At 61.5% G+C, this 24,486-nt stretch carries 24 protein-coding genes and 1 other RNA gene; 15 read left to right on the forward strand and 10 right to left on the reverse strand.

The genetic code is table 11. The features are described 5' to 3' along the window. The first annotated feature begins 48 nt into the window (after positions 1–48). Positions 49–1,218, forward strand: a complete 1,170-nt coding sequence (argE, locus tag ACIQTS_RS09485; RefSeq protein ID WP_402472980.1) for an acetylornithine deacetylase — start codon at positions 49–51, stop codon at positions 1,216–1,218. After that, on the forward strand, positions 1,215–2,489 hold the full coding sequence (locus ACIQTS_RS09490; RefSeq protein WP_105657759.1) for an MFS transporter: 1,275 nt from the start codon (positions 1,215–1,217) through the stop codon (positions 2,487–2,489). The genes argE and ACIQTS_RS09490 overlap by 4 nt, the downstream gene beginning before the upstream one ends. Before the next feature lie 83 nt (positions 2,490–2,572). On the opposite strand, the gene ACIQTS_RS09495 is transcribed toward ACIQTS_RS09490, so the two are convergent. Then, positions 2,573–3,262, reverse strand: coding sequence for a hemolysin III family protein (locus tag ACIQTS_RS09495; protein WP_181148856.1), 690 nt, complete (start codon positions 3,260–3,262; stop codon positions 2,573–2,575). A gap of 110 nt (positions 3,263–3,372) precedes the next feature. Here ACIQTS_RS09495 and ACIQTS_RS09500 point away from each other — a divergent pair, with 110 nt between their 5' ends. Next, the gene (locus ACIQTS_RS09500; RefSeq protein WP_400288942.1) at positions 3,373–4,305 is read left to right on the forward strand and encodes a zeta toxin family protein; all 933 of its coding nucleotides are present in this window, start codon (positions 3,373–3,375) and stop codon (positions 4,303–4,305) included. 93 nt (positions 4,306–4,398) lie between these two features. On the opposite strand, the gene ACIQTS_RS09505 is transcribed toward ACIQTS_RS09500, so the two are convergent. Next, a complete protein-coding gene (locus tag ACIQTS_RS09505; protein ID WP_105657761.1) occupies positions 4,399–4,659 on the reverse strand; it encodes a GlsB/YeaQ/YmgE family stress response membrane protein in 261 nt (86 codons plus the stop codon). 323 nt (positions 4,660–4,982) lie between these two features. Between ACIQTS_RS09505 and ACIQTS_RS09510 the strand changes: the two genes are divergently transcribed. Further along, positions 4,983–5,489 (forward strand): gluconokinase, encoded by a 507-nt coding sequence (locus tag ACIQTS_RS09510; protein ID WP_400288944.1) that lies wholly within the window; start codon positions 4,983–4,985, stop codon positions 5,487–5,489. 66 nt (positions 5,490–5,555) lie between these two features. Beyond that, complete coding sequence (locus ACIQTS_RS09515) at positions 5,556–6,971, forward strand: GntP family permease (RefSeq protein WP_400288945.1); 1,416 nt, start codon at positions 5,556–5,558, stop codon at positions 6,969–6,971. Between the two features lie 90 nt (positions 6,972–7,061). Here ACIQTS_RS09515 and ACIQTS_RS09520 read toward each other — a convergent pair whose 3' ends face one another. Continuing rightward, positions 7,062–7,796, reverse strand: a complete 735-nt coding sequence (locus tag ACIQTS_RS09520) for a FadR/GntR family transcriptional regulator (RefSeq protein ID WP_400288947.1) — start codon at positions 7,794–7,796, stop codon at positions 7,062–7,064. A gap of 208 nt (positions 7,797–8,004) precedes the next feature. On the opposite strand from ACIQTS_RS09520, the gene gndA reads away from it, so the two are divergent. Further along, a complete protein-coding gene (gndA, locus tag ACIQTS_RS09525; RefSeq protein ID WP_105657765.1) occupies positions 8,005–9,444 on the forward strand; it encodes an NADP-dependent phosphogluconate dehydrogenase in 1,440 nt (479 codons plus the stop codon). Between the two features lie 487 nt (positions 9,445–9,931). On the opposite strand, the gene ACIQTS_RS09530 is transcribed toward gndA, so the two are convergent. Then, a complete protein-coding gene (locus tag ACIQTS_RS09530) occupies positions 9,932–10,510 on the reverse strand; it encodes a TetR/AcrR family transcriptional regulator (RefSeq protein WP_402472986.1) in 579 nt (192 codons plus the stop codon). A gap of 92 nt (positions 10,511–10,602) precedes the next feature. Between ACIQTS_RS09530 and ACIQTS_RS09535 the strand changes: the two genes are divergently transcribed. The 3 genes from ACIQTS_RS09535 to ACIQTS_RS09545 are packed head-to-tail and all read left to right on the forward strand — an operon-like array spanning position 10,603 to position 12,649. Continuing rightward, positions 10,603–10,995: a DUF1304 domain-containing protein gene (locus ACIQTS_RS09535; RefSeq protein WP_402472989.1), complete on the forward strand. Its 393-nt coding sequence runs from the start codon at positions 10,603–10,605 to the stop codon at positions 10,993–10,995. Between the two features lie 51 nt (positions 10,996–11,046). Then, positions 11,047–12,057, forward strand: coding sequence for an NADP-dependent oxidoreductase (locus ACIQTS_RS09540; protein ID WP_332731585.1), 1,011 nt, complete (start codon positions 11,047–11,049; stop codon positions 12,055–12,057). Positions 12,058–12,115: 58 nt separating this feature from the next. Further along, the gene (locus tag ACIQTS_RS09545) at positions 12,116–12,649 is read left to right on the forward strand and encodes a hypothetical protein (protein WP_402472991.1); all 534 of its coding nucleotides are present in this window, start codon (positions 12,116–12,118) and stop codon (positions 12,647–12,649) included. On the opposite strand, the gene ACIQTS_RS09550 is transcribed toward ACIQTS_RS09545, so the two are convergent. Next, on the reverse strand, positions 12,650–13,150 hold the full coding sequence (locus ACIQTS_RS09550; RefSeq protein ID WP_402472993.1) for a GNAT family N-acetyltransferase: 501 nt from the start codon (positions 13,148–13,150) through the stop codon (positions 12,650–12,652). A 2-nt stretch (positions 13,151–13,152) separates the two neighbouring features. Then, on the reverse strand, positions 13,153–15,414 hold the full coding sequence (locus ACIQTS_RS09555) for an ATP-binding cassette domain-containing protein (RefSeq protein ID WP_402472995.1): 2,262 nt from the start codon (positions 15,412–15,414) through the stop codon (positions 13,153–13,155). Positions 15,415–15,544: 130 nt separating this feature from the next. Between ACIQTS_RS09555 and ACIQTS_RS09560 the strand changes: the two genes are divergently transcribed. Both ACIQTS_RS09560 and ACIQTS_RS09565 read left to right on the forward strand, forming a co-directional pair. Beyond that, the gene (locus ACIQTS_RS09560) at positions 15,545–16,057 is read left to right on the forward strand and encodes a hypothetical protein (RefSeq protein WP_402472998.1); all 513 of its coding nucleotides are present in this window, start codon (positions 15,545–15,547) and stop codon (positions 16,055–16,057) included. A gap of 298 nt (positions 16,058–16,355) precedes the next feature. Beyond that, positions 16,356–17,636 (forward strand): dicarboxylate/amino acid:cation symporter, encoded by a 1,281-nt coding sequence (locus ACIQTS_RS09565; protein ID WP_402473000.1) that lies wholly within the window; start codon positions 16,356–16,358, stop codon positions 17,634–17,636. 182 nt (positions 17,637–17,818) lie between these two features. Here the strand turns inward: ACIQTS_RS09565 and epsC are convergent, their stop codons facing one another. From epsC to msrA, 3 genes are all read right to left on the reverse strand, one after another. Continuing rightward, entirely contained in the window at positions 17,819–18,403 is a 585-nt protein-coding gene (gene epsC, locus ACIQTS_RS09570; protein ID WP_105657773.1) for a serine O-acetyltransferase EpsC, read from the reverse strand. 142 nt (positions 18,404–18,545) lie between these two features. After that, positions 18,546–19,481 (reverse strand): cysteine synthase A, encoded by a 936-nt coding sequence (cysK, locus tag ACIQTS_RS09575; protein ID WP_105661227.1) that lies wholly within the window; start codon positions 19,479–19,481, stop codon positions 18,546–18,548. 127 nt (positions 19,482–19,608) lie between these two features. Beyond that, the gene (gene msrA, locus ACIQTS_RS09580; protein ID WP_400288964.1) at positions 19,609–20,136 is read right to left on the reverse strand and encodes a peptide-methionine (S)-S-oxide reductase MsrA; all 528 of its coding nucleotides are present in this window, start codon (positions 20,134–20,136) and stop codon (positions 19,609–19,611) included. Between the two features lie 132 nt (positions 20,137–20,268). Between msrA and ACIQTS_RS09585 the strand changes: the two genes are divergently transcribed. Next, positions 20,269–21,222, forward strand: a complete 954-nt coding sequence (locus tag ACIQTS_RS09585; RefSeq protein WP_400288967.1) for a Nif3-like dinuclear metal center hexameric protein — start codon at positions 20,269–20,271, stop codon at positions 21,220–21,222. A 12-nt stretch (positions 21,223–21,234) separates the two neighbouring features. Beyond that, on the forward strand, positions 21,235–21,618 hold the full coding sequence (locus tag ACIQTS_RS09590) for a VOC family protein (RefSeq protein ID WP_402473350.1): 384 nt from the start codon (positions 21,235–21,237) through the stop codon (positions 21,616–21,618). A 74-nt stretch (positions 21,619–21,692) separates the two neighbouring features. On the opposite strand, the gene ACIQTS_RS09595 is transcribed toward ACIQTS_RS09590, so the two are convergent. Further along, the gene (locus ACIQTS_RS09595; protein ID WP_402473004.1) at positions 21,693–22,472 is read right to left on the reverse strand and encodes a YaaA family protein; all 780 of its coding nucleotides are present in this window, start codon (positions 22,470–22,472) and stop codon (positions 21,693–21,695) included. 117 nt (positions 22,473–22,589) lie between these two features. On the opposite strand from ACIQTS_RS09595, the gene ACIQTS_RS09600 reads away from it, so the two are divergent. Then, positions 22,590–24,032 carry a dihydrolipoyl dehydrogenase family protein gene (locus ACIQTS_RS09600; protein ID WP_402473007.1) on the forward strand — a complete coding sequence of 481 codons (1,443 nt, stop codon included), beginning with the start codon at positions 22,590–22,592 and terminating at the stop codon, positions 24,030–24,032. A 72-nt stretch (positions 24,033–24,104) separates the two neighbouring features. Then, positions 24,105–24,460: RNase P RNA component class A (gene rnpB, locus ACIQTS_RS09605), an RNA gene on the forward strand. Positions 24,461–24,486: the final 26 nt, after the last annotated feature.

Here is a 24,486-nt window from a genome sequence, read left to right on the forward strand (position 1 = left end):
TATGGAAACATGAATCCATAGCATCATCGCCTAGAACCAGGAGCTGAAATGCCCGCGCCCAGCGAAGCAAGCATGAAAGAAATCCACGAGCTCATCGCCGTGGACACCACTAGCCGCGACAGCAACCTTGCGCTGATCGGGAATGTCGTGAAGAAGCTGGACGCCTATGGCATCAGCTCCCAGCTGATCCACAACGAAGAGGGCACCAAGGCCAACCTGCTGGCCACCATCCCCGCCGCCGACGGAACCCGCACAGGCGGCATTGTGCTTTCCGGGCACACCGACGTGGTGCCAGTGGACGGGCAGAAATGGAGTAGCGATCCATTCGACGCCCAGGTGCGCGCAGGCAAGCTCTATGGCCGCGGCACCTGCGACATGAAGGGCTTCCTCGGGGTGATCCTGGCCAAGCTGGACCAGCTCACCGGCGCAGAACTTGCCGAACCAATCCACCTGGCACTGTCCTATGACGAAGAAGTCGGCTGCGTCGGCGCGGTGTCGCTGGTGCAGAGAATTGTTGACGAGAAGCTGGCGCCTCGCGGATGCTTCGTGGGGGAGCCATCGAGCATGCGGGCGATCCGCGGCCACAAGTCGATGAACGTTTTCCGCGCCGAATTCAACGGCGTCGCAGCGCACTCCTCGCTGCCTTCCGAGGGAGTCAACGCAATTTCCTATGCGCTGCGCTTCGCGAATTTCGTCGAGGAGGTTTCGGCCGAGCTGCGCAACCATGGCCCGCGCGATGAAGCATTCATCGAACCGACCACCACCATGAACGTGAACAAGTTCGACGGCGGCATCGCGGTGAACACCATTCCCTCGCAGGCGGTGGTGTTCTTCGAGTACCGCTCGCTCGCGGTGGTGGACCGCGAGGCGCTGACCGCGCGCTTGCGCGAAGAAGCGGCCAAGCTGGAAGCCCAGATGCGCGAGCAGAACCCGAGCTGCTCCGTGGAGTTCTCCCAGCAGGCGGGCGCTCCGGGACTGGATACCGCTGCGGAGGAAGAGATCGTGTCCTTCGCGGCCGCCTGCGGCGCCATTGCCACCGATGAAAAGGTCACCTATGGCACGGAGGCCGGGCTGTTCGCCGCGGCCGGCATCCCCACCGTGGTGTGCGGTCCTGGCGATATCGCCCAAGCCCACGCTCCGGACGAATACATCGAGCTGGAGCAGATCGTGGCGTGCGAGAACTTCATCGATTCGCTGATTGCGCAGGTCAGCTCGTGAGCGCCGAGGTGAAGGCGACACCCGAGCAGATCGTCAAAGCCCGCAAGGCGGTCATCTCCAGTTCCATTGGCGCGGCGCTGGAATGGTTCGACATCATTGTCTATGCCACCTTCGCGACCACCATTGCCAAGGTGTTCTATCCGGAATCGGACGGCACGTTCGCGCTGATTCTCACCTTCGCCACCTTCGCGATTTCCTACCTGATCCGCCCCCTGGGCGGCATGGTGCTGGGCAGCTACGCCGACCGCAAGGGACGCAAGAACGCGCTGACCCTCACCCTGGGCCTGATGATGCTCGGTACGCTGATCATGGCCGTGGCGCCGCCCTATGAGGTGGCAGGCGTGGCGGGTGCCTTGATCATCCTGCTCTCGCGCATGATCCAGGGCTTCTCTGCCGGTGGCGAATTCGGCACGGCCACCGCATTCCTGATCGAAACCGCACCGCACAAGAAGGCGTTCTACTCTTCGTGGCAGGTCGCCAGCCAGGGTGCATCCATGCTGCTGGCTTCTGCCTTCGGCTACTTCCTGACCACCGGCCTGAGCCAGGAAGCCCTGGAGAGCTGGGGCTGGCGCGTGCCGTTCTTCGTTGGCCTGCTGATCGGGCCGGTGGGCCTGTATATCCGCGCCAAGCTGGATGAGACCGACGAGTTCGTTTCCGCCGCCAAGGAGAAATCGCCACTGGGCACGCTGTTCACCCAGCACTACGGCCGCCTGCTGGCCGCGGCGGCTACCATTGGCGTGGCCACGATTTCGGTGTACATGATCCTGTACATGCCGACCTTCGCCGTCACGAACCTGAAGATCCCTGCCGACGCGGCCTTCCTGGGCGGCATCTCGGCGGGCATCATCACGTTGTGCGGCGTCCCGCTGGTGGGCCATCTGGCCGACCGCATTGGCCCGGCCCGGGTGATGACCTACGCGGCGGTCGCGGCGTTCGTGCTGGCCTATCCGCTGTTCAAGCTGATGACGTCGAACCCGAGCGTGATCGTGATGGTGATCGTGATCGCGGTTCTCGGCGTGATCATGTCCTTCTACTTCGGTCCGCTGCCGGCGTTGCTCTCCAACCTCTTCCCGGCTGCCATCCGTGGTTCGGGCCTGTCGGTGGCCTACAACGTGGGCGTGACCCTTTTGGGCGGAATTGCCCCGCTGGTACTGACTTGGTTGCTGGACCTGACCGGGTCGCTGGATGCACCGAGCCTGTACTACATGGCAATCGCCGTGATTTCGCTGATCGGCCTCGTGGTCGTGCGAAAGCGCTACGGCCAGCGCTAGTCCGGCCTGGGATTCAGCCAATGATCGCCGCAAGCTTCCTCGTGGAGCTTGCGGCGATCGCTTTTTCCAGTGGGTTCGCGCGCTTATAGGGCCACCAGAAGCACAGCCGTCCAGTGGCACAGGAAGGCCATGACGGTGCAGGCATGGAAGAGCTCGTGGAATCCGAAAATGCTCGGCAGCGGATTTGGCCGCTTCGTGGCGTAGAAAACCGCGCCGATCGTGTAGGCCAAGCCGCCAGCGAGAATCAGGATCATCACCGCGGGGTTCGCGGCCCAGAACGCTGGCAACTGCATCAATGCGCCCCACCCGAGCAGGATGTAGAGGCTGACTCCAACCCAGCGGGGTGCCGCGGGCCAGAATGACTTGATGGCAATGCCGGCCAGTGCACCGGCCCAGATGACGGACAGCACGATGATCGCCTGCGGACCGGGCAAGGTCAATGCCGCTACCGGAGTGTAGGTGCCGGCAATGAGCAGGAAGATGTTCGCATGGTCGGCCCGGCGGAAGAGCCCCATGACCTTGTCGGTCCAGTTGCCACGATGGTAAAGCGCCGAGGTGCCAAAGAGCAGGATCGAGCAGAGCGCGAAGACCGCGGTGGTCCATTCCGCCAAGCGTCCGTTGGCCAGTACGACCAGCACCAGGCTCATGATGATAATGCCCGGGGTGGACCAGGCATGGATCAGCCCGCGCCAGCGAGTACGCTCGGTGCCGATGTGCGCGAAGGTTCGCCCGGCTCGGCCTTTGCCTGCAGATGGTAGCGGTGCGGTAGCCATGGGTCTCCTTAACGTCGTGCGCGGGCACTGGGCCCATCATCGAACTATACGATAATCGGCTGTCAGCGTGCTGTGGGGTCATCGCGATTAATCCCGATTAGGATTCGAATATGGCAGATGACCAAGAAATCACCGAACACCTGAAGACTATTGCTCAACTCAATGAGCCCGGAGAAGTGCTGGCCAATGATTCACCGTTCATCTCCGTGCGCAACCCTGACTGGTTCGAAGAAGTGGCCCCGGGCTCGTGGAAGGCGATCGGGGAACGCGACCAGTTGCATCGGCGGTTGATCGACCAGGAACTGCGGGCAGCGGGCGGCGCCCAAGCGCAGCGCCAAGCTGTTGTGCTTGCCGGAGCTCCGGGAGCCGGCAAGAGCAGCCTGCTGCGCGAACTGCTTGGCGGTCATGAAGATGACTATGTGGTGATCGATGCCGATGAATTCAAGGCGAATCTGATGCGCGAAGCGCAAGAAGACGGAACCTACGAAGGATTCTTCAAGCCTCGGGAAGTCAAAGAGCGCGAGCAGCGCGGTGAGCAGTTCTTCCCGATGGACATGGCGAGCCTGGTGCATGAGGAATCTTCCATGCTCAGCGAGAACCTGCGTGCCGCATGCTTCGAGCAAGGGCTGAATGTCGTCATTGACAAGGTCCTTGCGTCCGAGGATTCAGCACAGAAGCTGGCAGCTCAGCTGCAGGAGGCCGGATACGAGATTCAGATCGTGGAGGCGTACGCGCCGCAAGATGTCTCGGAAGAACGGATCGTTGAACGCTGGGAAAAGCAGCAGGAAGCTTCCCTGGATGGCGACGACAACCTTGGTGCACGCTGGGTTCCCGAAGGATTTACCGATATGGTCTTCGACGCCCCGGGCCAGCGGTCCCGGCCTGCTGCCGTGGCCCAGATGTTCGCACGCAACTGCCCAGCGGTACTGAGCTTCAAGGTGTTCCATACCGCACTTGGGGAAGCCTCGGACACGGAGGGGAGCCTTCTGCTTTTCGAATTGCGCAGGGAAGCCGTGGGCTCTGAGCTGCTGCGGGTGAAGTAGCCAACACAAGAGAAAAACCCGCCGAGCAGCAGTTGGTACTGCTGCTCGGCGGGAATTCAAGATCCGCGGGACAATGGTCCCTCGGGAGGAGCGTTATGCCCGTCGTTTGGTGATGAAGCCCCAAATGACCAAGACGATCAGGGCGCCACCGATGGCAAGAAGCCAACTTGAGATCGAGAAGAACTCATCCACGCCCTCACCGAAGATAGCACTTCCGATCCAGCCTCCGAGTAGGGCGCCTACGACGCCGAGAATCAGGGTAGCGATCCAGCCGCCACCTTGCTTGCCGGGCAGAATGGCCTTTGCGATCGCTCCGGCAATCAAGCCCAAAACTATCCATCCAATGAATCCCATGATTCGCTCCAATGGTCAGACTGTGCAGTGGTCGGGTTCGATCCACCTAAAAACCGAGAGTACATGGCATTGAGCTGGGGTTCTACAGTGACATCGCAGAAATTCAGCATTTTCTAAGGCTGGGTTCAAGCCATGCTTGAACCTAGGGCCAATTGAGTCGGGAATTCCCTCTATGGTCACATGTTTTGCAGAATCGTCCGCAATGGACCAGGTGCGACCTGTTGACAGCATCGGCCGCCACTCTTACTCTAGTTAAATCATACTTTATGACTTTGGATACAGCATAAGTCATATATTAGGTTCACGTACGACGGAGTAAATGGATGAGTGAACAGGTCCCGCCCCTTGTTGTAATGGGTGTCTCGGGCAGCGGCAAAACCACCATCGGAAAGATGCTGGCTGACCAGCTGCATCATGAGTTCATCGATGGCGACAGCCTGCACCCCAAGGCCAACAAGGAAAAAATGGCCAGCGGTCAGTCTCTGAATGACGCTGACCGCGAGCCGTGGCTGCAGCTGATCGGCACCAAGCTGTCCGAAAGCAAGCAAAGCCAGGCGCCGCTGGTGATCGCCTGTTCCGCACTCAAGCGCAGCTACCGGGATCTCATCCTCAGCTTGGAGCCAGCGACGATCTTCGTCCACCTCACCGGTGTCCCGACCCTGATTCGCGATCGGATGAACGCGCGCTCGCACGAGTACATGCCCACCAGCCTGCTCGACAGCCAGCTGGCCACGCTGGAGGCCCCAGCTGCGGACGAGCCTGTGCTCAGCGCCGACATTGCCGATAGCCCCGAGGACATCGTTCGACAGCTGATCGCCAAACTGTCCTAGCGCAGTGCGCTGGCAGCAATCCACAGACCACCCATGGCATAAGCCTCCCATTGATCAAGGAAGACAATGACAACTGAGCTTGAACTGAACTGGACGTTAAGTACGCCCGGGCTCCTGATGCTGGCGGTCGGTGCGGTAGCGCTGCTGCTGGTGCTGATTATCCGCTTCCGCGTCCACGCGTTCCTCGCACTAGTGCTCACCAGCTTGCTGACCGCGGTGGCCTCCGGCATCCCTGCTGAATCGGTCATTACGACGCTGACCAGCGGCTTCGGATCCACCTTGGCCAGTGTGGCCTTGCTGGTCGGCCTTGGCGCAATGCTCGGACGCATGCTGGAAACCAGTGGCGGCGCCGATGTGATGACCAGCTGGCTGATCTCCAAGTTCGGCGAGAAGCGCGCACCGCTGGCCTTGTCGGTTGCGTCGTTGCTCTTCGGCTTCCCGATCTTCTTCGATGCCGGGCTGGTAGTCATGCTGCCGATCATCTTCACCGTGGCCCGCCGCTTGGGCGGCTCGCTGCTGCTCTACGCCATCCCATCGGCCACCGCATTCTCGGTGATGCATGTCTTCGTTCCGCCGCACCCGGGCCCTGTGGCCGCCTCCGGCCTGCTGGAAGCCAACGTCGGGCTCGTGCTGGTGCTCGGCCTGGTCGTCGCGATTCCAACGTGGTTCGTTGCAGGCCATCTCTTTGGAAAGTTTGTCGGCAAGAAGTTCAACATCCCGGTACCGAATATCCTGGATACGGCACTGGGCAACGGCGCATCTAAGGACGAGTTCAAGTCCTCTCCTTCCGTGGGCACGGTGTTCAGCCTGCTGCTGCTCCCGCTGCTGCTGATCTTCATGAACACGGGGCTGAATATGCTCGGCTCAGCCGGCGTCGTGGACCCGGAAACCTCCTGGGTGCGCTGGCTGCGTCTGCTGGGTGAAACTCCGGTGGCCCTGCTGATCACCGTGCTGCTGGGAATGTTCCTTCTGGGCTTCCGCAAGGGCAAGGATAAGACCCTGACCGAGACCATCGTGGACTCCGCGTTGGGCCCGGTCTGCTCGATCATCCTGATCACCGGCGCTGGTGGCATGTTCGGTGGCGTGCTGCGTGCCAGCGGCATCGGCAACGCCATTGCCACATCGCTTGAATCGGTGGGCATGCCGCTGATTGTCGCCGGCTTCCTGATCGCGGCCATCGTCCGACTGGCCCAGGGCTCGGCAACAGTAGCGCTGACCACTGCGGCCGCCATTGTCCAGCCGGCGGTGCTGGCGGATGCCTCGCTGACCGCTTTCCAGGTCGCCGCCATGGTGCTGGCGCTGGCAGCAGGCTCGGTCTTCGCCGGCCACGTCAACGACTCCGGCTTCTGGCTGATCTCGCGCTTCCTGGACATCGATGTGCCAACCACCTTGAAGGTCTGGACTGTTGGCCAGGCGCTGGTATCGGTGGTCGGCTTCGCCTGCGTCATGGTGCTCTACGGCCTGGCGACCGCGCTGGCCTAACTAAGGGCAGCGAGCAGGACAAAAAATCCGCCGGGGCAGCGATCTGCATCGCTGCCCCGGCGGATTCGCATTTAAGAAGGGAATGCCGGGTTACTGGGCGCTCTTGGCCGGGTCCACGAACAAGCGCGGCGCGCCGTCCCAGAGGCTGCAGATCTCGTTGTGCGTCCGGCGCATGATGCTTTCCATGTTCTTCCGCGCGCTGGCGGAGTCCGAATTGGAGATGGCATCGGCGACCGACTGGTGCCAGAGCAGGGCTTCCTCGTGCGGGCGTTCAGGCATCAGGCCCAATTCGGTGCGGCCGCGCAAAATCGCTCCGATCGGGGTGGAGAGGTTCGCAAACATCTCATTGCCGGAGGCGGCCAGCACCACAGCGTGGAATCGGATATCCAGTTCCAGGAAACGTCGCAAATCGCCTTGGCGCCCGTAATGGTTCATCTGCGCCGAGAGCATCATCAGCTCCTTGCGCATCGTTTCGGGGGCGAACTCGGCAGCCAGTTCCGCGGCCATCGGCTCTACGGAAATGCGCAGCTCGGTCAGCGAGCGCAGCTGTGCGCCCTTCTGGTCGCTGGCCAGCCGCCAGCGGATGACATGATCGTCGTAGGGGTTCCAGCGTTCGGCCCCCAGCACGCGGATGCCCACGCGCTTGGTGCTGGTGACTAGGCCGCATTGGGCCAGAACGCGGATGGCTTCACGGATCACCGAACGCGAGACCTGGAGCTTCTGCTCGAGGTCGGCGGCGAGGATAATGGAGCCGCGCGGAATTTGCCCGCTGATAATGCGAGAGCCGAGGTGCTCAACCACATGAGCGTGCAGACTAGTTGCCATGGGGTCAGTTTAGCCAATGACTTGCGCCAAATCGGACTATGGCGAGTCGATCCGCGAAATAAATATGCTTTAATTTACGCGATCCTCTGTAAAACACGGGCATCGCCCTTGTAGGATGGAAAGGTCACGTGGCCGTGAACAGGGATCGTGACTCATCCGGTCTCTGCTTGGCGGTTCAACTCCCCGTAATCGATGGAGACTTATTTTTATGCCTGCACAGATTGGTGTCACAGGTCTGGCCGTCATGGGCGCAAACCTTGCCCGTAACTTCGCTCGCAACGGATACACCGTCGCCCTGCACAACCGCTCGGTCGGCAAGACCGACGCGCTGCTTGAAGCACATGGCGATGAGGGCGATTTCATTCGCACCGAAAGCCTGGAAGAGCTGGTAGCAAACCTCGAAACCCCGCGCCGCGTGCTGATCATGGTCAAGGCCGGTGGTCCAGTGGACTCGGTTATCGACCAGCTGGTGCCGCTGCTCGAAGAGGGCGACGTGGTCATCGACGCCGGCAACTCGCACTACACCGACACCCGCCGCCGCGAAGCTGCCCTGGCTGAAAAGGGCCTGCACTTCGTTGGCATCGGCGTTTCTGGTGGCGAAGAGGGCGCGCTGCTCGGCCCATCGATCATGCCCGGCGGTTCCGCTGAATCCTACAAGTCGCTGGGCCCGATGCTGGAGAAGATCTCCGCCAAGGCCGACGACGGCGCACCGTGCTGCGCTTGGATCTCCACCGACGGTGCAGGCCACTTCGTGAAGATGGTCCACAACGGCATCGAATACGCCGACATGCAGGTCATCGGCGAAGCCTACGATCTGATGCGCAGCGCCGCCGGCATCGAGCCAGCCAAGCAGTCGGAGATCTTCAACGAATGGAACCAGGGCGAACTGTCCAGCTTCCTGATCGAGATCACCGCTGAAGTGCTCGGCCACGTCGATGCTTCCACCGGCAAGCCGCTGGTCGACGTCATCCAGGACTCCGCAGGCCAGAAGGGCACCGGCCGCTGGACCGTGCAGTCCGGCCTGGATATGGGCTCGCCTGTTTCGGCCATCGCCGAGTCGGTCTTCGCCCGTTCCCTTTCCTCGCAGCGCGATATCCGCGCCGTGGGCCAGAAGGTGCTGACCGGCGAAACCGCCGAGGTCACCTTGCCGGAGAACTTCGTCGAGGACGTGCGCCAGGCGCTGTTCGCTTCGAAGCTCGTCTCCTACGCGCAGGGCCTCGACATGCTCACTTCGGCTGCCGGCGAATACAACTGGGACCTGAAGCTCGACGAGATCGCCGGCCTGTGGCGTGAAGGCTGCATCATCCGTGCAGCCCTGCTCAAGGACATCACCGCTGCCTACTCGGCAGGCGAGAAGCCTTCGAACCTGCTGTTCGCTCCGGCATTCGCTGAAGCCATCAACAAGGCAGTTCCAGCATGGCGCCGCGTGGTTTCCGTTGCTGTCCAGCTGGGCATCCCTGCACCAGTGTTCTCCTCGTCGCTGGCTTACTACGATGGCCTGCGCCGCGACCGTCTGCCAGCAGCCCTGACCCAGGGCCTGCGCGACTACTTCGGTGCGCACACCTACCGCCGCACCGACAAGGAAGGCACCTTCCACACGCAGTGGAGCGGTGACCGTACCGAGATCGCTGCCGAGGACACCCACTAAGCGAAGCGATTTGACGCTAGCAGCTGCTGGCTGATCCGAAGCCCACCAGTTCAATTCGATTGAACTGGTGGGCTTCTGCCTTTTGAGCCCTTCTGCACGCTGTCCCGCTTCGCTGGAACTGGTAGCCGTGGGGCGTGCTCAGCAGAATGCTGGGTGGGATAGGCGCAGGCCCCGGCCAGTGCCATGCGCTCATGGAGGAACTGATCCCAGAGGTGCGGAAAATCGGTGCGGCAGCCAAAGCCAGTTGGATTTTCTGTGGCAAGCGCGACGAATAAGGCCCCCTGCGTGCGAACTCATCTGCCAAGCATGCGCCGGTGATTGCAGAACGATCTGCCGCTGGCAGCAGTCGGCGGAGCCCCCGCGCATCGAGCCGGCAGCCCTCCGCGATGCATTCACTGAATGGATCCGTGGATCAGTGCCTGGCTAGAAGCAATCCGGACAACAGATGCCCCGGGGCTTGCGCCTTGATCCTGGAAAGGAGCCGGTACTAGTCTTCCAGCAAGTTCTCGGCGCATTGCAACAAGCGAACAGCTTCGCTGGGGGAGATGCGCACCAGTGCGAAGGCCGCTACCACCAGACCGGTAATGGTGTCGCTCAGCAGGGCATGGCGTTCGACTGAAAGATCCGGCCGAAGGGCATGCAAGCCACGGCCCATGGCTTCATCAAGTTCTTCCCGGTACGCGGCAATGATGGCGGCGATTTCGTTCTCTGCTGCAATCGGTGCGCTGGCGGTGTTGATCAGCAGGCACCCATGGGCTGCAGGCAGGGACTCCGGCTTCGCGAAAACGGCAGCAAGCCCACGCAGATAGTCTCCCAATGCCTGTGAAGGTACTGGGTCCTGGAGCAGCGGACGCAACCGCGGGCGGACAATTTCATTGAGGTAGCTGTCCACTGCGGCATCGAACAGGCCGCGCTTGGAGCCGAAGGAGTTGTAGATGCTTGAACGGCTCAGGCCGGTGGCATTTTCAAGTTCGGGAATGGACGTGGCCTCGAAGCCCTTGGACCAGAACACCGAGCGGGCGTTCTGGATAGCCGCTTCCTTGTCGAATGCAGATGTACGCGCCATCACACCCACCTCCTCTTTTCGTAACGACCATTCCAGTATATATTGAAATGGTCGTTACAGAATAGTTGCCTTCCCAACACCAAGGACAAGCCATGATCATCGCCGCGCAGATCTTCGCAACCGCCGCTGCCCTGCTCCACGTCTACATCTTCTCGATGGAGTCCATCACCTGGACCACTGGAAAAACCCGCGCCTTGTTCAAGACCAGCGAGGCTGAAGCAGAAGCAACGCGCGAAATGGCCTTCAATCAGGGGTTCTACAACCTCTTCCTGGCGGTTGCCGCACTTGCCGGGGTGATTGCCTTGGGCATGGGCCACTTGGCTGTGGGTGCCACGTTGGTCTTCGCCGGAGCCGGCTCCATGCTGGCCGCTGCGTTGGTGCTGGCACTGGGAAGCCCGGGCAAAGCCAAGCTGGCCGTCAAGCAAGGGATGTTCCCGCTGCTGTCAGTTGCGCTGCTGGTCCTCGGCCTGGCGCTGGGCAACTAGAACGACACCGAGAGTTTCCAATATCACCGAGAATTGAAAGAACTGGTAACCATGACTGAAGCAACCAGCACGCAGATCCTGCTCGCCTCCCGTCCGTCCGGTTGGCCAACGCAGGAGAACTTCACCGTCCAGACCGTTGAGCTGCCGGAGCTAAAGACCGGTGAAATCCGGGTGCGCAACGAGTTCATTTCCGTGGACCCGTACATGCGCGGACGCATGAATGACACCCGTTCCTACATCCCGCCATTCAAGATTGGCGAGCAGATCCTCGGCGGCGCCATTGGCCGTGTCATCGAGACCGCGGACGAAGCGTTCCCGGCAGGTACCCTGGTCCAGCATCAGCTGGGCTGGTCTGACACCGTGCAGGCCGACTCTGCCAATTTCAAGTCCGCACCTGATCTGCCCGGCGTTTCCTCGTCGCTGCGCCTGCACATCTTGGGAATGACCGGCTTGACCGCCTATGTAGGCCTGAGCGCAGTCGCCAATCTTGCCGAGGGCGAGACCGTCTTCGTCTCCGGCGCTGCAGGTGCCGTGGGCACGGCTGCCGGGCAGATCGCCAAGCTCATGGGTGCCAAGCGCGTCATCGGCTCGGCCGGCAGTACAGAGAAGGTTGAACTGCTGACCAGCAAGTACGGCTACGATGCCGCCTTCAACTACAAGGATGGCGATGTCCGCGGGCAGCTGGCCGCCGCAGCCCCGGAAGGCATCGATGTCTTCTTCGACAACGTGGGCGGAGACCACCTTGAAGCCGCCCTGGCAGCGTTCAACGATGGCGGTCGTGCTGCGCTGTGCGGCGCTATCGCCAGCTACAACACCACCGAGTCGACTCCGGGCCCGAAGAACATGGCCAACCTGATCACCCGCGGCCTGAAACTGCAGGGATTCACCCTCTCCAGCTACCTCGACCTCGCCCCCGAGTTCGGCGAGCGCATGGGCAAGTGGTTCTCCGAAGGCAAGATCGCCTACGACGAGACGATCGTGGATGGCATCGAGAATACCGTGGACGCCTTCCTTGGCATGATGCGCGGTGCGAACACCGGCAAGATGCTGGTGCGCATCTAGTTCTTCCAACCCGAGGATTGCTCCGGTCCGACCCCGATTCAGGGGCTAGGATCGGAGCATGAACGGTTATGGTGGTAGCTGGGGCGCGGGGCTGGGGATCCTGCTCTCGCTCGTCCCGCTTTTGACAGTACTCATCGCGGCCGTAGGCGTTGTTCTGGCCTTGCGGACACTGCGGCTGCGCTCGGAGCTGGATACCGCCGGGCAATGGTGGCTGCGTGTCCAGTACGCCATCGACCGGTGCCTGTCCCAAGACATCACCGAGCAGAACGTCGGTACCTCGATGCTCGACCACCTGCAAGGCGTCGGCGAGCTGCCCGAAGGCTTGGAGGGGGCGCGGCGCAAATCCTGGCTTCGTGGCCATAGGGATAGCTGGGCGGTGCAGCCAGAGGATTTGGCCTTGATCCGTGATGTGCTCAAGGAGCTGGCCATGGACAAATCGCGCCAACTCAGCGCCACGGGAATCCGTGCGACCCCCGATCCTGGCCCCGAATACGGCACGCTGATTCGCCAGGCTCAGCTGGTGCTGAAAATCGACGCGAAACTGGGTCGTGGGAGCGACCCGGACATCGTCGGGATTCTCTCCGCTTGCTAGCTACCGGATCATTCTTGCGTCGGTAATTTGCGGAGCAGCCGGGTCGTCCTCGCTCACGCCGTCGAAGGCGAATCCGTTGCGTTCGTAGAATCGGATGGCACACGGATTCTGGGCCGCCACCCACAGCACGGCTCGCTCATCGCCAAGGACTGCATCCAGCAGCGCCTGCCCTGTTCCGTCGCCATGGAAGTCCTTGAGCACATACAGGTTGTACAGCTGGCGAGAAACGTTCTCCGGTATCCCGTCGGTATTGCCGGTGGGAGGTGCGCTGAGGGCGAAGCCGACAAGCTTCCCGTCCTCATTTTCCGCCACCGAAATCCTGAAGAGCGGATTCGGGTCCTCCAGAACCCTGTCCCACATGCGCAGCCGCTGCTCACTGTGGGCAGGGTCGAAGAAACCATCTGGCAGCAGCTGCGTGTAGGTTTCTTTCCAGCATTCGACATGCAACCTGGCAAGCTCCTGCGCGTCGGCAGGCAGCGGTTTCCTGAGCTTCTTTGCCATTCCTATCCCTTGATGTAGTCGGACAGATGAACTCCGGTCAGCGTGCCGGAGGCGGCAAGGTCGGCCGGGGTCCCTTCGAAGACAATGCTTCCTCCCTCGTGCCCTGCCCCGGGACCCAAGTCAATGACCCAGTCGCAGTGGGCAACCACCGCCAGATGATGCTCGATGACCACGACGGTATTGCCTTCATCGACCATCTCGTCGAGCAGGCGCAGCAGGTTCTGCACGTCAGCCATGTGCAATCCTGTGGTTGGCTCGTCCAGGATGTAGGTACCGGCGCCCTGGCCCAAATGGATAGCCAGCTTGATTCGCTGCCGTTCGCCGCCAGAAAGCGTGTTCAGCCGCTGTCCCAGTTTCAGGTATCCCAGACCCACCTGGTTCAGGCGTTCGAGCACGGCCTTCGCCTTGGGTACTTTGAGCTGCTCCAGCGCTTCTTCCATGCTCAAGTCCAGGACTTCGGCAATGTTCAACCCATCCAGGGTGTATTCCAGCACATCAGCGGTGAATCGCTTGCCGCCGCACTGCTCGCAAGGCAAGGCCACTCCGGCCATCGATGCCAAGTCCGTATAGGTGTACCCGACACCGCTGCACCCCGGGCACGCTCCGGCCGAATTGGCGCTGAACAGGGCAGGCTTCACGCCGTTGGCTTTAGCAAACGCCGCACGGATCGGATCCATGATCCCGGTATAGGTGGCCGGGTTCGAACGCCGGGAGCCTCGGATGGCGGTTTGGTCCACCACCGCCACGTCATCACGTTTGGCGATTGTCGACCGGATCAGCGTGGATTTACCGGAACCGGCGACACCGGTGATTGCGCACATCACGCCGGTAGGGATATCCACGGAAACATTCTTCAGGTTGTGCAAGGAGGCACTGCGCACTTGCATGGACCCCTGTGCCTCGCGCGGGTTCGCATTGAGCGCAGCACGCGTGGTGAAGTGCTTTCCGGTCAGCGTATCGCTGGACAGCAGGCCGTCCACTGGACCGCTGTAGCAAATGGTGCCGCCATGGGTACCAGCGCCCGGGCCCAAGTCGATCACGTGGTCTGCGATGCCGATGACCTCGGGTTTGTGCTCCACCACCAGCACGGTATTGCCCTTGTCCCGAAGGCCAGCAAGCAGCCCGTTCATCCGCTGGATGTCATGGGGATGCAATCCAACGGTGGGCTCGTCGAAGACATACGTGACATCACTGAGTGCTGATCCAAGATGCCGGATCATCTTCACGCGCTGGGCTTCGCCGCCCGAAAGGGTCCCCGCCGGACGGTCAAGGGACAGGTATCCCAACCCCAAATCCACCATGGATTTGAGCACTGCCTTCAAATTGGTGGTCAATGGCGCTGCATCCGGGATCTGGATCTTCTCGAGGATTTCGAGCAGTTCGGAAACCTGCAGTGCAGTCATGTCCGCGATTCCCAAGGAATTGATCTTCGAATCACGAGCGGCCTGGCCGAGCCGTGATCCGGCGCAGGCAGAGCACGGTGCAGTCGTGGAGATGCGTTCGATCCAGGCACGAATATGGGCTTGCTTGATCTCCCTGCCCGAATGGATGTAATTGGACTTGATGCGCGTGACCAGACCGGAGTAGCTCATGTTGGCCCCGTTGAGCTTGACCTTGCCTGCTTCTTCGTAGAGCAAGCGGTCAAGCATGGCACTGGGCATGTCCCTGAGCTTCATGTCCAGATCTGCCTGCGTGCCGGCAGTCAGCGTCTGCCACAGCCAGGAATCCGGGGCAAAGTTCGGCGCCTTGATGGCCCCCTCGTTCAGCGACTTGTCCCAATCCAGCAGCTCATCAAGGTCGATGCTCGCCTCGGTGCCGAAACCCTCGCAGACAGGGCACGCGCCCTGGCCGAGATTAAACGAGTACGCGCCAGCGCCGCCGGCGCTCGGAGTGGAATAACGCGAAAACAGAACGCGCAAGAGCGAGTAGGCGTCGGTCGCCGTGCCCACGGTAGAACGCGAATTAGCGCCCATGCGTTCCTGGTCGACCACGATGGCCGTCGAGAGGTTTTCCAGCACTTCTACGTCAGGCCGGGGCATCGAGGGCATGAAGCTCTGGATGAAGGCCGTATACGTTTCATTGATCAGGCGCTGGGACTCTGCGGCAATCGTGCCGAACACCAGGGAGGACTTGCCCGAACCGGAAACACCGGTAAACGCGGTAATGCGCCGTTTTGGAATATCGATGTCAACACCTCGCAAGTTGTTTTCCCGGGCTTGGCGTACTCGAATGGTGTCATGGCTATCGGCAGGGTGCTGGCTCATGCCCCAAGCCTACTGAGAAATGCTCCAACCGACACCTGCTGGAGGGCGGCGGACTTGCAAACGCTGCCGATTCCGGTGGAGTATCGAACCCACAAGGAATCAGCGACCCCCTGCGAGAGCGGAGAAATCCATGCCGGACGCACCTAGGAAACTACTCAAGCTCAGTTCGGTGGCGGCGCTGGCCGGGTGCCTTGCGCTCGCCGGTTGCGGCAGCACTGCAGGTGGCACCGCAAGCCAGGAGCCGTCAACTCCTGACGCCAGCCCAACGCAGTCCGCATCGCCAACGGCATCCTCTCCCGGGGATGCCGGGGAGTCGGAGCAATCTGGAACTGTCGGAGGCCAAGAGCTGGGCAAGCTCCCATCGAGCGCTACCGAGTATGCAGATGCCCTGGTCGTCGCTTGGGGCAATGGAAATGAAGCGCAGATGCAACAGCTGGCCACCGATCAGGTGGTCGCCTTGCTCACCGGGCATTCGGCGGCGGGCGGACCGAACTGGTCGCAAACGGGCAGCGATGCCGGAGCCGGTTCGGTCTTCGTGAGTTATGAAAATGCCGATGACGGATCCGTGCTCAACCTCCGCGTGCAAAGCCAGGTGGTGGGCCAGGGCCAAGAACAAGGCGTGGTCGAAGCGAACTTCGAATAATCAATGAATCCAAGCCAGGGCGGGACTGCTTAATGGGGCAGACCCGCCCTGCTGCCGTTAAAATCGCCGAATATTCAACTCACGAACCCCTGCTGCACCAGAGATCGAACCTGATTGAGCGTGTTGCGATTTACGGTAGAGAATATTCGGCAGAAGGGCGTATTCTCGTAACACTCAATCCATTCACAGGATTTCGGTGTAACAAAAATTACGTCTATCATGATTGAGGCGTGCGCCACGACACACTTGTGGCCCGTCCAACAGTGCGCTCCGATCCCTAACCGTTTAAAGGACATTCATGAAGCTGCTGAAATCTATCCCACTGCTTGGCTGGGTGCTCGTTGCCATCCTGCTGGGTATTCTGCTTGGCCCGGTTATGCCGGTGTGGCTAGGAAGCGTATTCCTGACCTACAACTCGATCTTCTCCGGATTCCTTGGGTTCATCGTGCCGTTGATCATCTTCGGCTTGGTGGCACCGGCTATCGCTGAACTCGGCAAGGGCGCAGGAAAGTGGTTGGGCATCACCGCGGTTATCGCCTACGCCTCCACCCTGTGCGCGGGACTGCTCGCGTACTTCGTGAGCCGTTGGCTATTCACCAAGTCGCTTTCCGGCGGAGGCGTCGAGGAAGTTGGCGCAGGCGAAGGATCAGGTTTCGAACCGTATATTTCCCTGGTCGGCAGTGCGGGCGAAGCGGCAACCGAAATCGTGCTGACTCCGCTGATGGGCGTCATGACTGCACTGGTACTGGCATTCATGCTGGGCCTGGGCCTGACGGCCTTCCGATCCACCGTGATCTTCCGTGGGACAGTGGAGTTCCGCAGCATTATCGAGATGGTGATCCGCCGTGTGATTGTTCCAGCGTTGCCGCTGTTCATCTTCGGAATCTTCCTGGATCTGTCCGCTGCCGGGGACGCCGTCACCGTGGTGCAGAAGTTCCTCTTCGTCGCCGTGGTCTCCTTCGCACTGACCCTGGTTGTCCTGCTGGTGCAGTACTCCATCGCTGGGGCGATGAACAAGCGCAACCCGCTGGCCGCACTGTGGGGCATGCGCAATGCCTACTTCACCGCCTTGGGTACCTCATCCTCGGCTGCAACCATTCCGGTGACGCTGGAATCAGCCAAGAAAAATGGTGTTTCCGACACGGTAGCCGGCTTCGTCGTCCCGCTGTGCGCCACCATCCACCTTTCAGGCTCGATGGTCAAGATCACCTGCTTCTCCATCGCAGTGCTCCTGCTGACCGGTGGCGACGTTTCCTTCGGCACCTACTTCCCATTCATCCTGATGCTCGGCGTCATGATGATTGCAGCACCAGGCGTGCCAGGTGGCGCTATCGCCGCCGCTGCCGGACTGCTCGCACAGATGCTGGGCTTCGGCGAGGTCGAAGTCGGCCTGATGTTCGCAGCCTACATTGCCCTGGATAGCTTCGGCACCGCAACCAACGTGACCGGTGACGGCGCGCTGGCCATGATCATGCACAAGCTGACCCGTGGCAAGCTCGGCGCCCAGCCCCAGGATCCTGAGGACGAGGTCGTAGAGCTGGCCGATGGCACCGAAGCTGCGGACCACAAGCTGGCCTAAACGGCTTCCATCACTCGCATAGGCATCGATGCCCGGTACCAGACTCGCAGTGGTACCGGGCATCGATGTTTTGCTTTGCCCGCAAGGATCGGGGCGAAAGCGAAAACCCGCCCAGCAGGCGGACCGTGGCCGGTCCGTGTGCTGGGCGGGTTTGCTTTGCCGCAGTGGCAGGAGAAATAGAACTAGATCCACATGGCCGGGTCGATGTACTCGGCCGGGTCTACTGCAGGCTTGCGTTCTTCGGGCCTGCGCGGACGGTTCTGTGCGGGGATTCCGGTGACAATCGAGCCTTCGGGGGCATCCTTGACGACCACGGCGTTCGCGCCGATGGCGGAATCCGCGCCGATCACGATCGGGCCGAGCACCTTGGCCCCGGCACCGATGACCACGCGGTCACCGATGGTCGGGTGGCGCTTGACCTTGGCCAGTGAACGGCCGCCGAGGGTCACCCCGTGGTACAGCATGACGTCATCGCCGATTTCGGCAGTCTCGCCAATGACGATGCCCATGCCGTGGTCGATGAAGAAGCGGCGCCCAATGGTGGCGCCGGGATGGATCTCGATCCCGGTCAGGGCGCGGTTCGCCTGGGATAGCAAACGCGCTGGCCACTTCAGCGAGGGGTTCTGCCACATCTTGTGGGCCAACCGGTGCAGCCAGATCGCGTGCAGTCCGGAATACACGAAGAAGTTTTCAGGATCGCTTCGCGCTGCCGGATCGTGCTGGCGTGCGTTGGCCAAATCCTCACGCAGGCGGGAGAAAAAACTCATGAATACTACCTTAGGGGTTGCGGTTCGCTCGGGGACAATCCGCAGATGTCACACAGCAAATCGGCGCGAGCTGCACCGATACAGGTCTCTCTATAGACCCAACAGTGGCTCGCGCCGATTTATTCTGCTTCTGCAAATTTACTTAGCCGCGGATGTCGTCGAAGAGCAGGGTGGAGATGTAGCGTTCACCGAAGTCAGGGATGATCGCAACGATCTGCTTGCCGGCGTTTTCTTCACGCGCGGCGATCTGTACCGCACCCCAAACGGCTGCGCCAGCAGAGATGCCGCCGAGGATACCTTCCTTGACGCCCAGCGCGCGAGCGGTCGATACCGAATCCTCGATGCTGGCATCCAGGACTTCGTCGTAGAGCTCGGTGTCGAGCACCTCGGGGATGAAATTCGCTCCCAATCCCTGGATCTTGTGAGGGCCGGGCTTTCCGCCATTGAGGATCGGGGAATCCTTGGGCTCAACGGCCACGATCTTCAGGTTTGGGTTCTTTTCCTTCAGGTAGCGGCCTGCACCGGTGATAGTGCCACCGGTACCGATGCCGGCAACCAGGACATCGATCTTGCCTTCGGTATCAGACCAGATCTCCGGACCGGTGGTCTCTGCGTGGACCTGCGGGTTCGCGGTGTTGGCGAACTGCTGCGCCCAGATAGCGTTCTCGGAAGTCGCAACAATTTCCTTGGCCTTCTCCACGGCCCCGCGCATGCCGTCGGCGCCCGGGGTCAGCACGATCTCGGCGCCGAAAGCGCGCAGCATCACACGGCGCTCGGTGGACATGGTTTCAGGCATGGTCAAGATGACCTTGTAGCCGCGGGCCGCACCGACCATCGCCAGTGCGATGCCGGTGTTGCCCGAAGTGCCCTCAACGATGGTGCCGCCTGGCTTCAACGCACCAGAGGCCTCGGCTGCATCAACGATGGCCACGCCGATGCGGTCCTTGACGGAGTTCGCCGGGTTGTAGAATTCCAGCTTCACAGCGATGTTCCCTGGCAGGCCCTCGCCGACGCGGTTCAGCTTCACCAGCGGGGTGTTGCCGACGACTTCGGTGACGTTGTTGTAGATCTTGCCCATCTTGTATGCAATCCTTACGTGACTCTATGCGGCCGCAGTTGGTTGCGGCGAAATAATTGCCGGAATCTGGCGTAACCGCCGGAGACCTATGAGGTTCACAACTAACCCTAGTAGGCCAAAAGCGCGACTAGGCTTCGTTTAGCCATTGAGCGTAATATTTCCTGACTTTTGCGATCTTTGGATCGATAATCACGCGGCAATAGCCGACTTCCTGGTTTTCGGAGTAATAATCCTGGTGGATTTGCTCGGCAGGATAGAAATCTTTGGACTCTTCGAGCGTAGTGACGATCGGATTGGGGTATACGCGCGAGAACTTCTCGATGGCGTCCTGGAAGAGGCCACGCTGCTGGTCATCGAGCGGGAACATCGCCGAGCGGTACTGCGTACCGACGTCGTAGCCCTGGCGGTTCAGCGTGGTCGGGTCGTGCACGGTAAAGAACATGTCCAAGATGACTTCGGCCGGAACCACTTGCGGATCAAAGATCACGGCGACACCTTCGGCATGGCCGGTGGTGCCGCTGCAGACTTCGCGGTAGGTCGGATCCTTGGTGTGGCCACCGATGTATCCGGAAATCACGGCGTGGACGCCACGCGTTCGCTGGTACACGGCATCCAAGCACCAGAAGCAACCGCCGGCTAGTACGAAGGTGCTCAACTTGGTGTCCTGGACGTCCAGGAACGGGCTGAATTGATGAGGGGACTGAAGGCTGGGAATACTCACACAGTTCACAACGTTGCGGCGTTGCATTCTGTTCCATCCCCATGCCCACCGCGTAGGGTGGTGAGTATGCAGAGCAAGGCAGATAACTCGCAAGACCTGGGGAAGAGCAGCGATTCCCTGGATGCCTCGACGCTCAAGCCCGTTACCGGAGAAACGCCTGAGCAACCGGTGGAAGACACCTCGGTTCCGCAGACCACCTTGGGTAACGTCCTTGAAGCAGCTGAGGAACTTTGGCCAAAATCATTGGCCGAAGATTGGGATGCCGTTGGCTTGGTGACCGGACGTACAAGCCAGCAGATTTCCAAGATCGTGATGGCTGTTGATCCAACGCTGGAGGTGATCGAGGATGCAATCGAGCGTGGGGCCGATCTGCTGATCACTCACCACCCGTTGCTCCTGCGCGGAGTCACCCAGGTTGCCGGCACCAATTTCAAGGGCGAAGCCATTCACCGCCTGATCGAATCCGGAACCGCATTGCTTACGGCGCACACCAATGCCGACAGCGCCATCGGGGGAGTCAACGATGCTCTCGCCGATGCCTTCGGGCTGAAGGACTGCGTGCCGTTGATCGAGTCCAAGGACGGACTGCCAGAAGAAGGCTTGGGGCGGGTGGGCTTCTTGGAGAAGCCGATGAAGCTCGAGGATTTCGCTGAACGCGTTTACACCGTGCTCCCAGCGGTGGCTGGCGGTGTACGTGTCGCCGGAGATCGAACGGGCATCATCCGGAAGGTCGCCCTCTGCGGCGGTGCCGGCGATTCCCTGTTTGACGCGGTGCGCTCGCACCAGGCCGATGTCTACGTGACTGCTGATCTGCGCCACCACCCGGCAAGCGAGGCACGCGAAGCTGCCAGCGGCGGGTTCCCTTACCTGATCGATGTCTCCCACTTCGCTTCGGAATGGGTCTGGCTGTCGGCTGGTGCCCGCGCCTTGGGCAACGTGCTCAACGATCTTGGGCACACCGTGGAGATCGAGGTTTCCCAAGTTAATTCCGATCCATGGGACTTCGTGCTGACTCCTTAGTCAGTGAGTTCCATGCTGCATCATCTGGAAATATGGGTTGAGGATTTGGCAGCCAGTACAGCTTCCCTGGGCTGGCTGCTCACTCGCCTTGGCTATGTGGTGGATTCCCAATGGGCTGATGGCGTCAGCTATGCCCGCGACGGATTCTATATAGTCCTGGAATCCGGACCGGATGCCAAAAAGCAACGGCATGACCGCCTGACTCCCGGGCTGAATCATTTGGCTTTCCATGCTGGCACCAGGCAGGCGGTGGAAACGTTGGCTTCCCAGGCGCTGGATCACGGATTCACCCTGATGTTCCCGGAGCTGCACCCGTACGCCGGGGGACCAAAGCACTACGCGGCGTACTTGGAAGATGCTGCCGGATTCGAGATTGAACTAGTCGCAGCGCTTTGACGAAGCCGCATTAGCCATGCCAGCACGCTTCATCGGCAGGGCACCAGCCGCCTTCGGCGACTTGCCCAAGGACGCTAATTCACTGTGGTGAACTGGTGGTCCTCCGGCAGCAGGATGTTCAGCGCCAAGCCCTTCTTGTCTTCGACGAGGGACGCTTCCCACTTGGTCTGGACCAGCTCGAGCAATTCTCCAGGGTTTTCCGGTGCGACCGGTTGCTGGACCAGGAAACCGGCGACCTCTCCGCGGGTGTGCTTGGCAAAGTGCGAGACCACCTTCGGGACCCCATTGCGCATCTGGAAGACGTTGACCGCAACGGTGTTGCCATTGGCCGGCTTGTAGGCGGCCGCATAGGTGCTCGATCGCGCGTCCACGATCAGCTGGTCGCCGGCCACCGCATCCAGCACCGGAGCCAGGCGCTTCTTCCACCAGGTGGCCAGCTTGCCCAGCGGCTCGAGCTTGACCGACATGGATAAGCGGTAGGGCGGAATGCGATCGCCAAAACGCACGGCACCCCACAGGGCGGAGACCACGATGATGGATTCATCGGCGCGCTGCTGCGCTGCTTCATCCAGGTTCGCGTAGTCCAGGGCCTCGAAGAGCACCCCCGAGTAGATATCGTGCGCCTTGGCTGCGGGCTCGGTGTGCAGATTGATATTCCGCGCTACTTCCTTGGCCAGCGAGGCTCCGACTCCCAGCAGGTCCATGGCATCTTCGCGGGCTGAGACTTCAGCAAGGGCGTCAAGCACCAGGCGGCGTTCCCCGGAAAGCTCCGGAAAAGACAGGTCCTCGATTTCGAACGGAGAACCTTCGGCGTGGGCGGTCTTGCCTTCGGAAGGCGGCAACAAAATAAGCACGCGTTCCAGCTTATCGGAGTTCACCTGATCTTCTGCCCAGGGCATGTACCCGCAGAGCAGATCTGGCTAGGCTGAACCCACTACCCAGCAGCGCTTCACGCAGAGCAAGGACAGAGCATGCCCCAGCAGAACTCAAGAGCTAGCCAAACTGCCTCCGGGCAGCACTGCGACTTCGATGTGATCGTGATCGGCGCCGGGCCGGCCGGGGAGAACGCCGCCGACTATGCCACCCGGCAGGGCCTGAAGGCGGCCATCGTCGAATCCGAGCTGGTGGGCGGGGAATGCTCGTATTGGGCATGCATGCCTTCCAAGGCCCTGTTGCGCAGCGGCGATGCGCTGCGCGCGGCACGCCGGGTTCCCGGGGCCCGCGAAGCGGTGACTGGTGCGCTGGATCCCGAGGCGGTGCTCGCGCGGAGGGACGCCTTCACCAGCAACTGGGATGATGCCGGGCAGGAACGGTGGCTGCGCTCGGCGGGCATCGAGTTGATCCGCGGCCGGGCGCGGCTTTCCGGGCGCGGCCTGCTGCAGGTGGCGGATCGCGAGTACTCGGCCCGGGCCGTAGTCCTGGCCACCGGATCCACTCCGGTTCTGCCTGGGATCGAGGGTTTGGCTAAAGCCAGGCCGTGGGGCACCCGGGAGGCCACTGCGGCCAAGGCGATTCCGCCGAGGCTGGCCATCATCGGTGGCGGAGTTGCCGGGGTGGAGCTGGCCTTCGCTTTCGCCTCCCTCGGGTCCAAGGTCACCATCCTTGCCCGCGGGTCGTTGTTGGGCCGCGAAGAGCCGTTCGCCGGCGAGCTGGTGGCCCAGTCGCTGGCCGAGGCCGGGGTAGTGGTGCACCAGGACACCACGCCGTTGCAGGTCCACCGCGATGAGCACGGGATAGCCGGCCTCCAGCTGCCCGGAGGATCCCTCGTGGAAGCCGAGGAAGTGCTGGTCTCCACCGGGCGGCGGCCGGAGATCGGGAACCTGGGACTCGAAGCTCTCGGGGTGGACCCGTCCCGGCGGCTGCAGGTCGATGACACGATGCTCGTGGCGGGCACCGACTGGCTCTACGCCGTAGGAGATGCCAGCGGGCGCAGCCCGCTGACCCACCAGGGCAAGTACCAGGCCCGGGCCGCGGGCGAGGCCATTGCCGCGAGGATCAATGGAACCGGGGTTCTCGATGCGCCCTGGGGCAGGCATGCGGCCACGGCGGACCACCATGCGGTGCCGCGCGTGGTCTTCAGCGATCCGCAGATCGCCGCGGTCGGACCCACCGAACGCCAGGCCCTCGACGCCGGCCTGCAGATTTCGGTTATCGAGCACGATCTGGGTGCGGTGGCCGGGGCGAGCCTGCACGCCGACGGGTATTCAGGGCGGGCCAAGCTGGTGATAGACCAGGCGCGTTCGGTGATCGTCGGCGCCACTTTCGCTGGCCAGGATGCCGCGGAACTGCTGCATGCGGCCACCATTGCGATCGTCGGCGAGGTCAGCCTGGACCGGCTGTGGCATGCGGTCCCCGCCTATCCGACGATCAGCGAAATCTGGTTGCGGTTGCTTGAGGCGCAGCGGTTCGGGTGAAGCCGGCTGTGATCGAATCAGCGTTCGGAAGTGGTCTGCAGCCCACGCCCAACGCATTAGACTGGTAGTGAATGGGATGGCCAGACGGTCGCGTGGCAAGCAATTGCCCCGAGGAACGTCCGGGCTCCGCAGAACAGGGTGGTGGGTAACGCCCACTCGGGGTAACCCGCAGGCTAGTGCCACAGAAAATAGACCGCCAGGATTTCCTGGTAAGGGTGAAACGGTGGTGTAAGAGACCACCAGCACCCCAAGTGATTGGGGTGGCTAGGTAAACCCCACTCGGAGCAAGGTCAGACAGACTGCGTTATGAGGGCTGTTCGCCCCATGCAGTCGGGTGGACCGCTAGAGGCTGCCGGCAACGGCAGTCGTAGATAGATGACCGTCCCGCTTCGGCGCGACAAAACCCGGCGTATCGGCCATCCCATTCACACTCTTCCTTCCTGCGATTGCGCCG

This window comes from Glutamicibacter sp. NPDC090743, from assembly GCF_044769125.1.
GTDB lineage: Bacteria > Actinomycetota > Actinomycetes > Actinomycetales > Micrococcaceae > Glutamicibacter.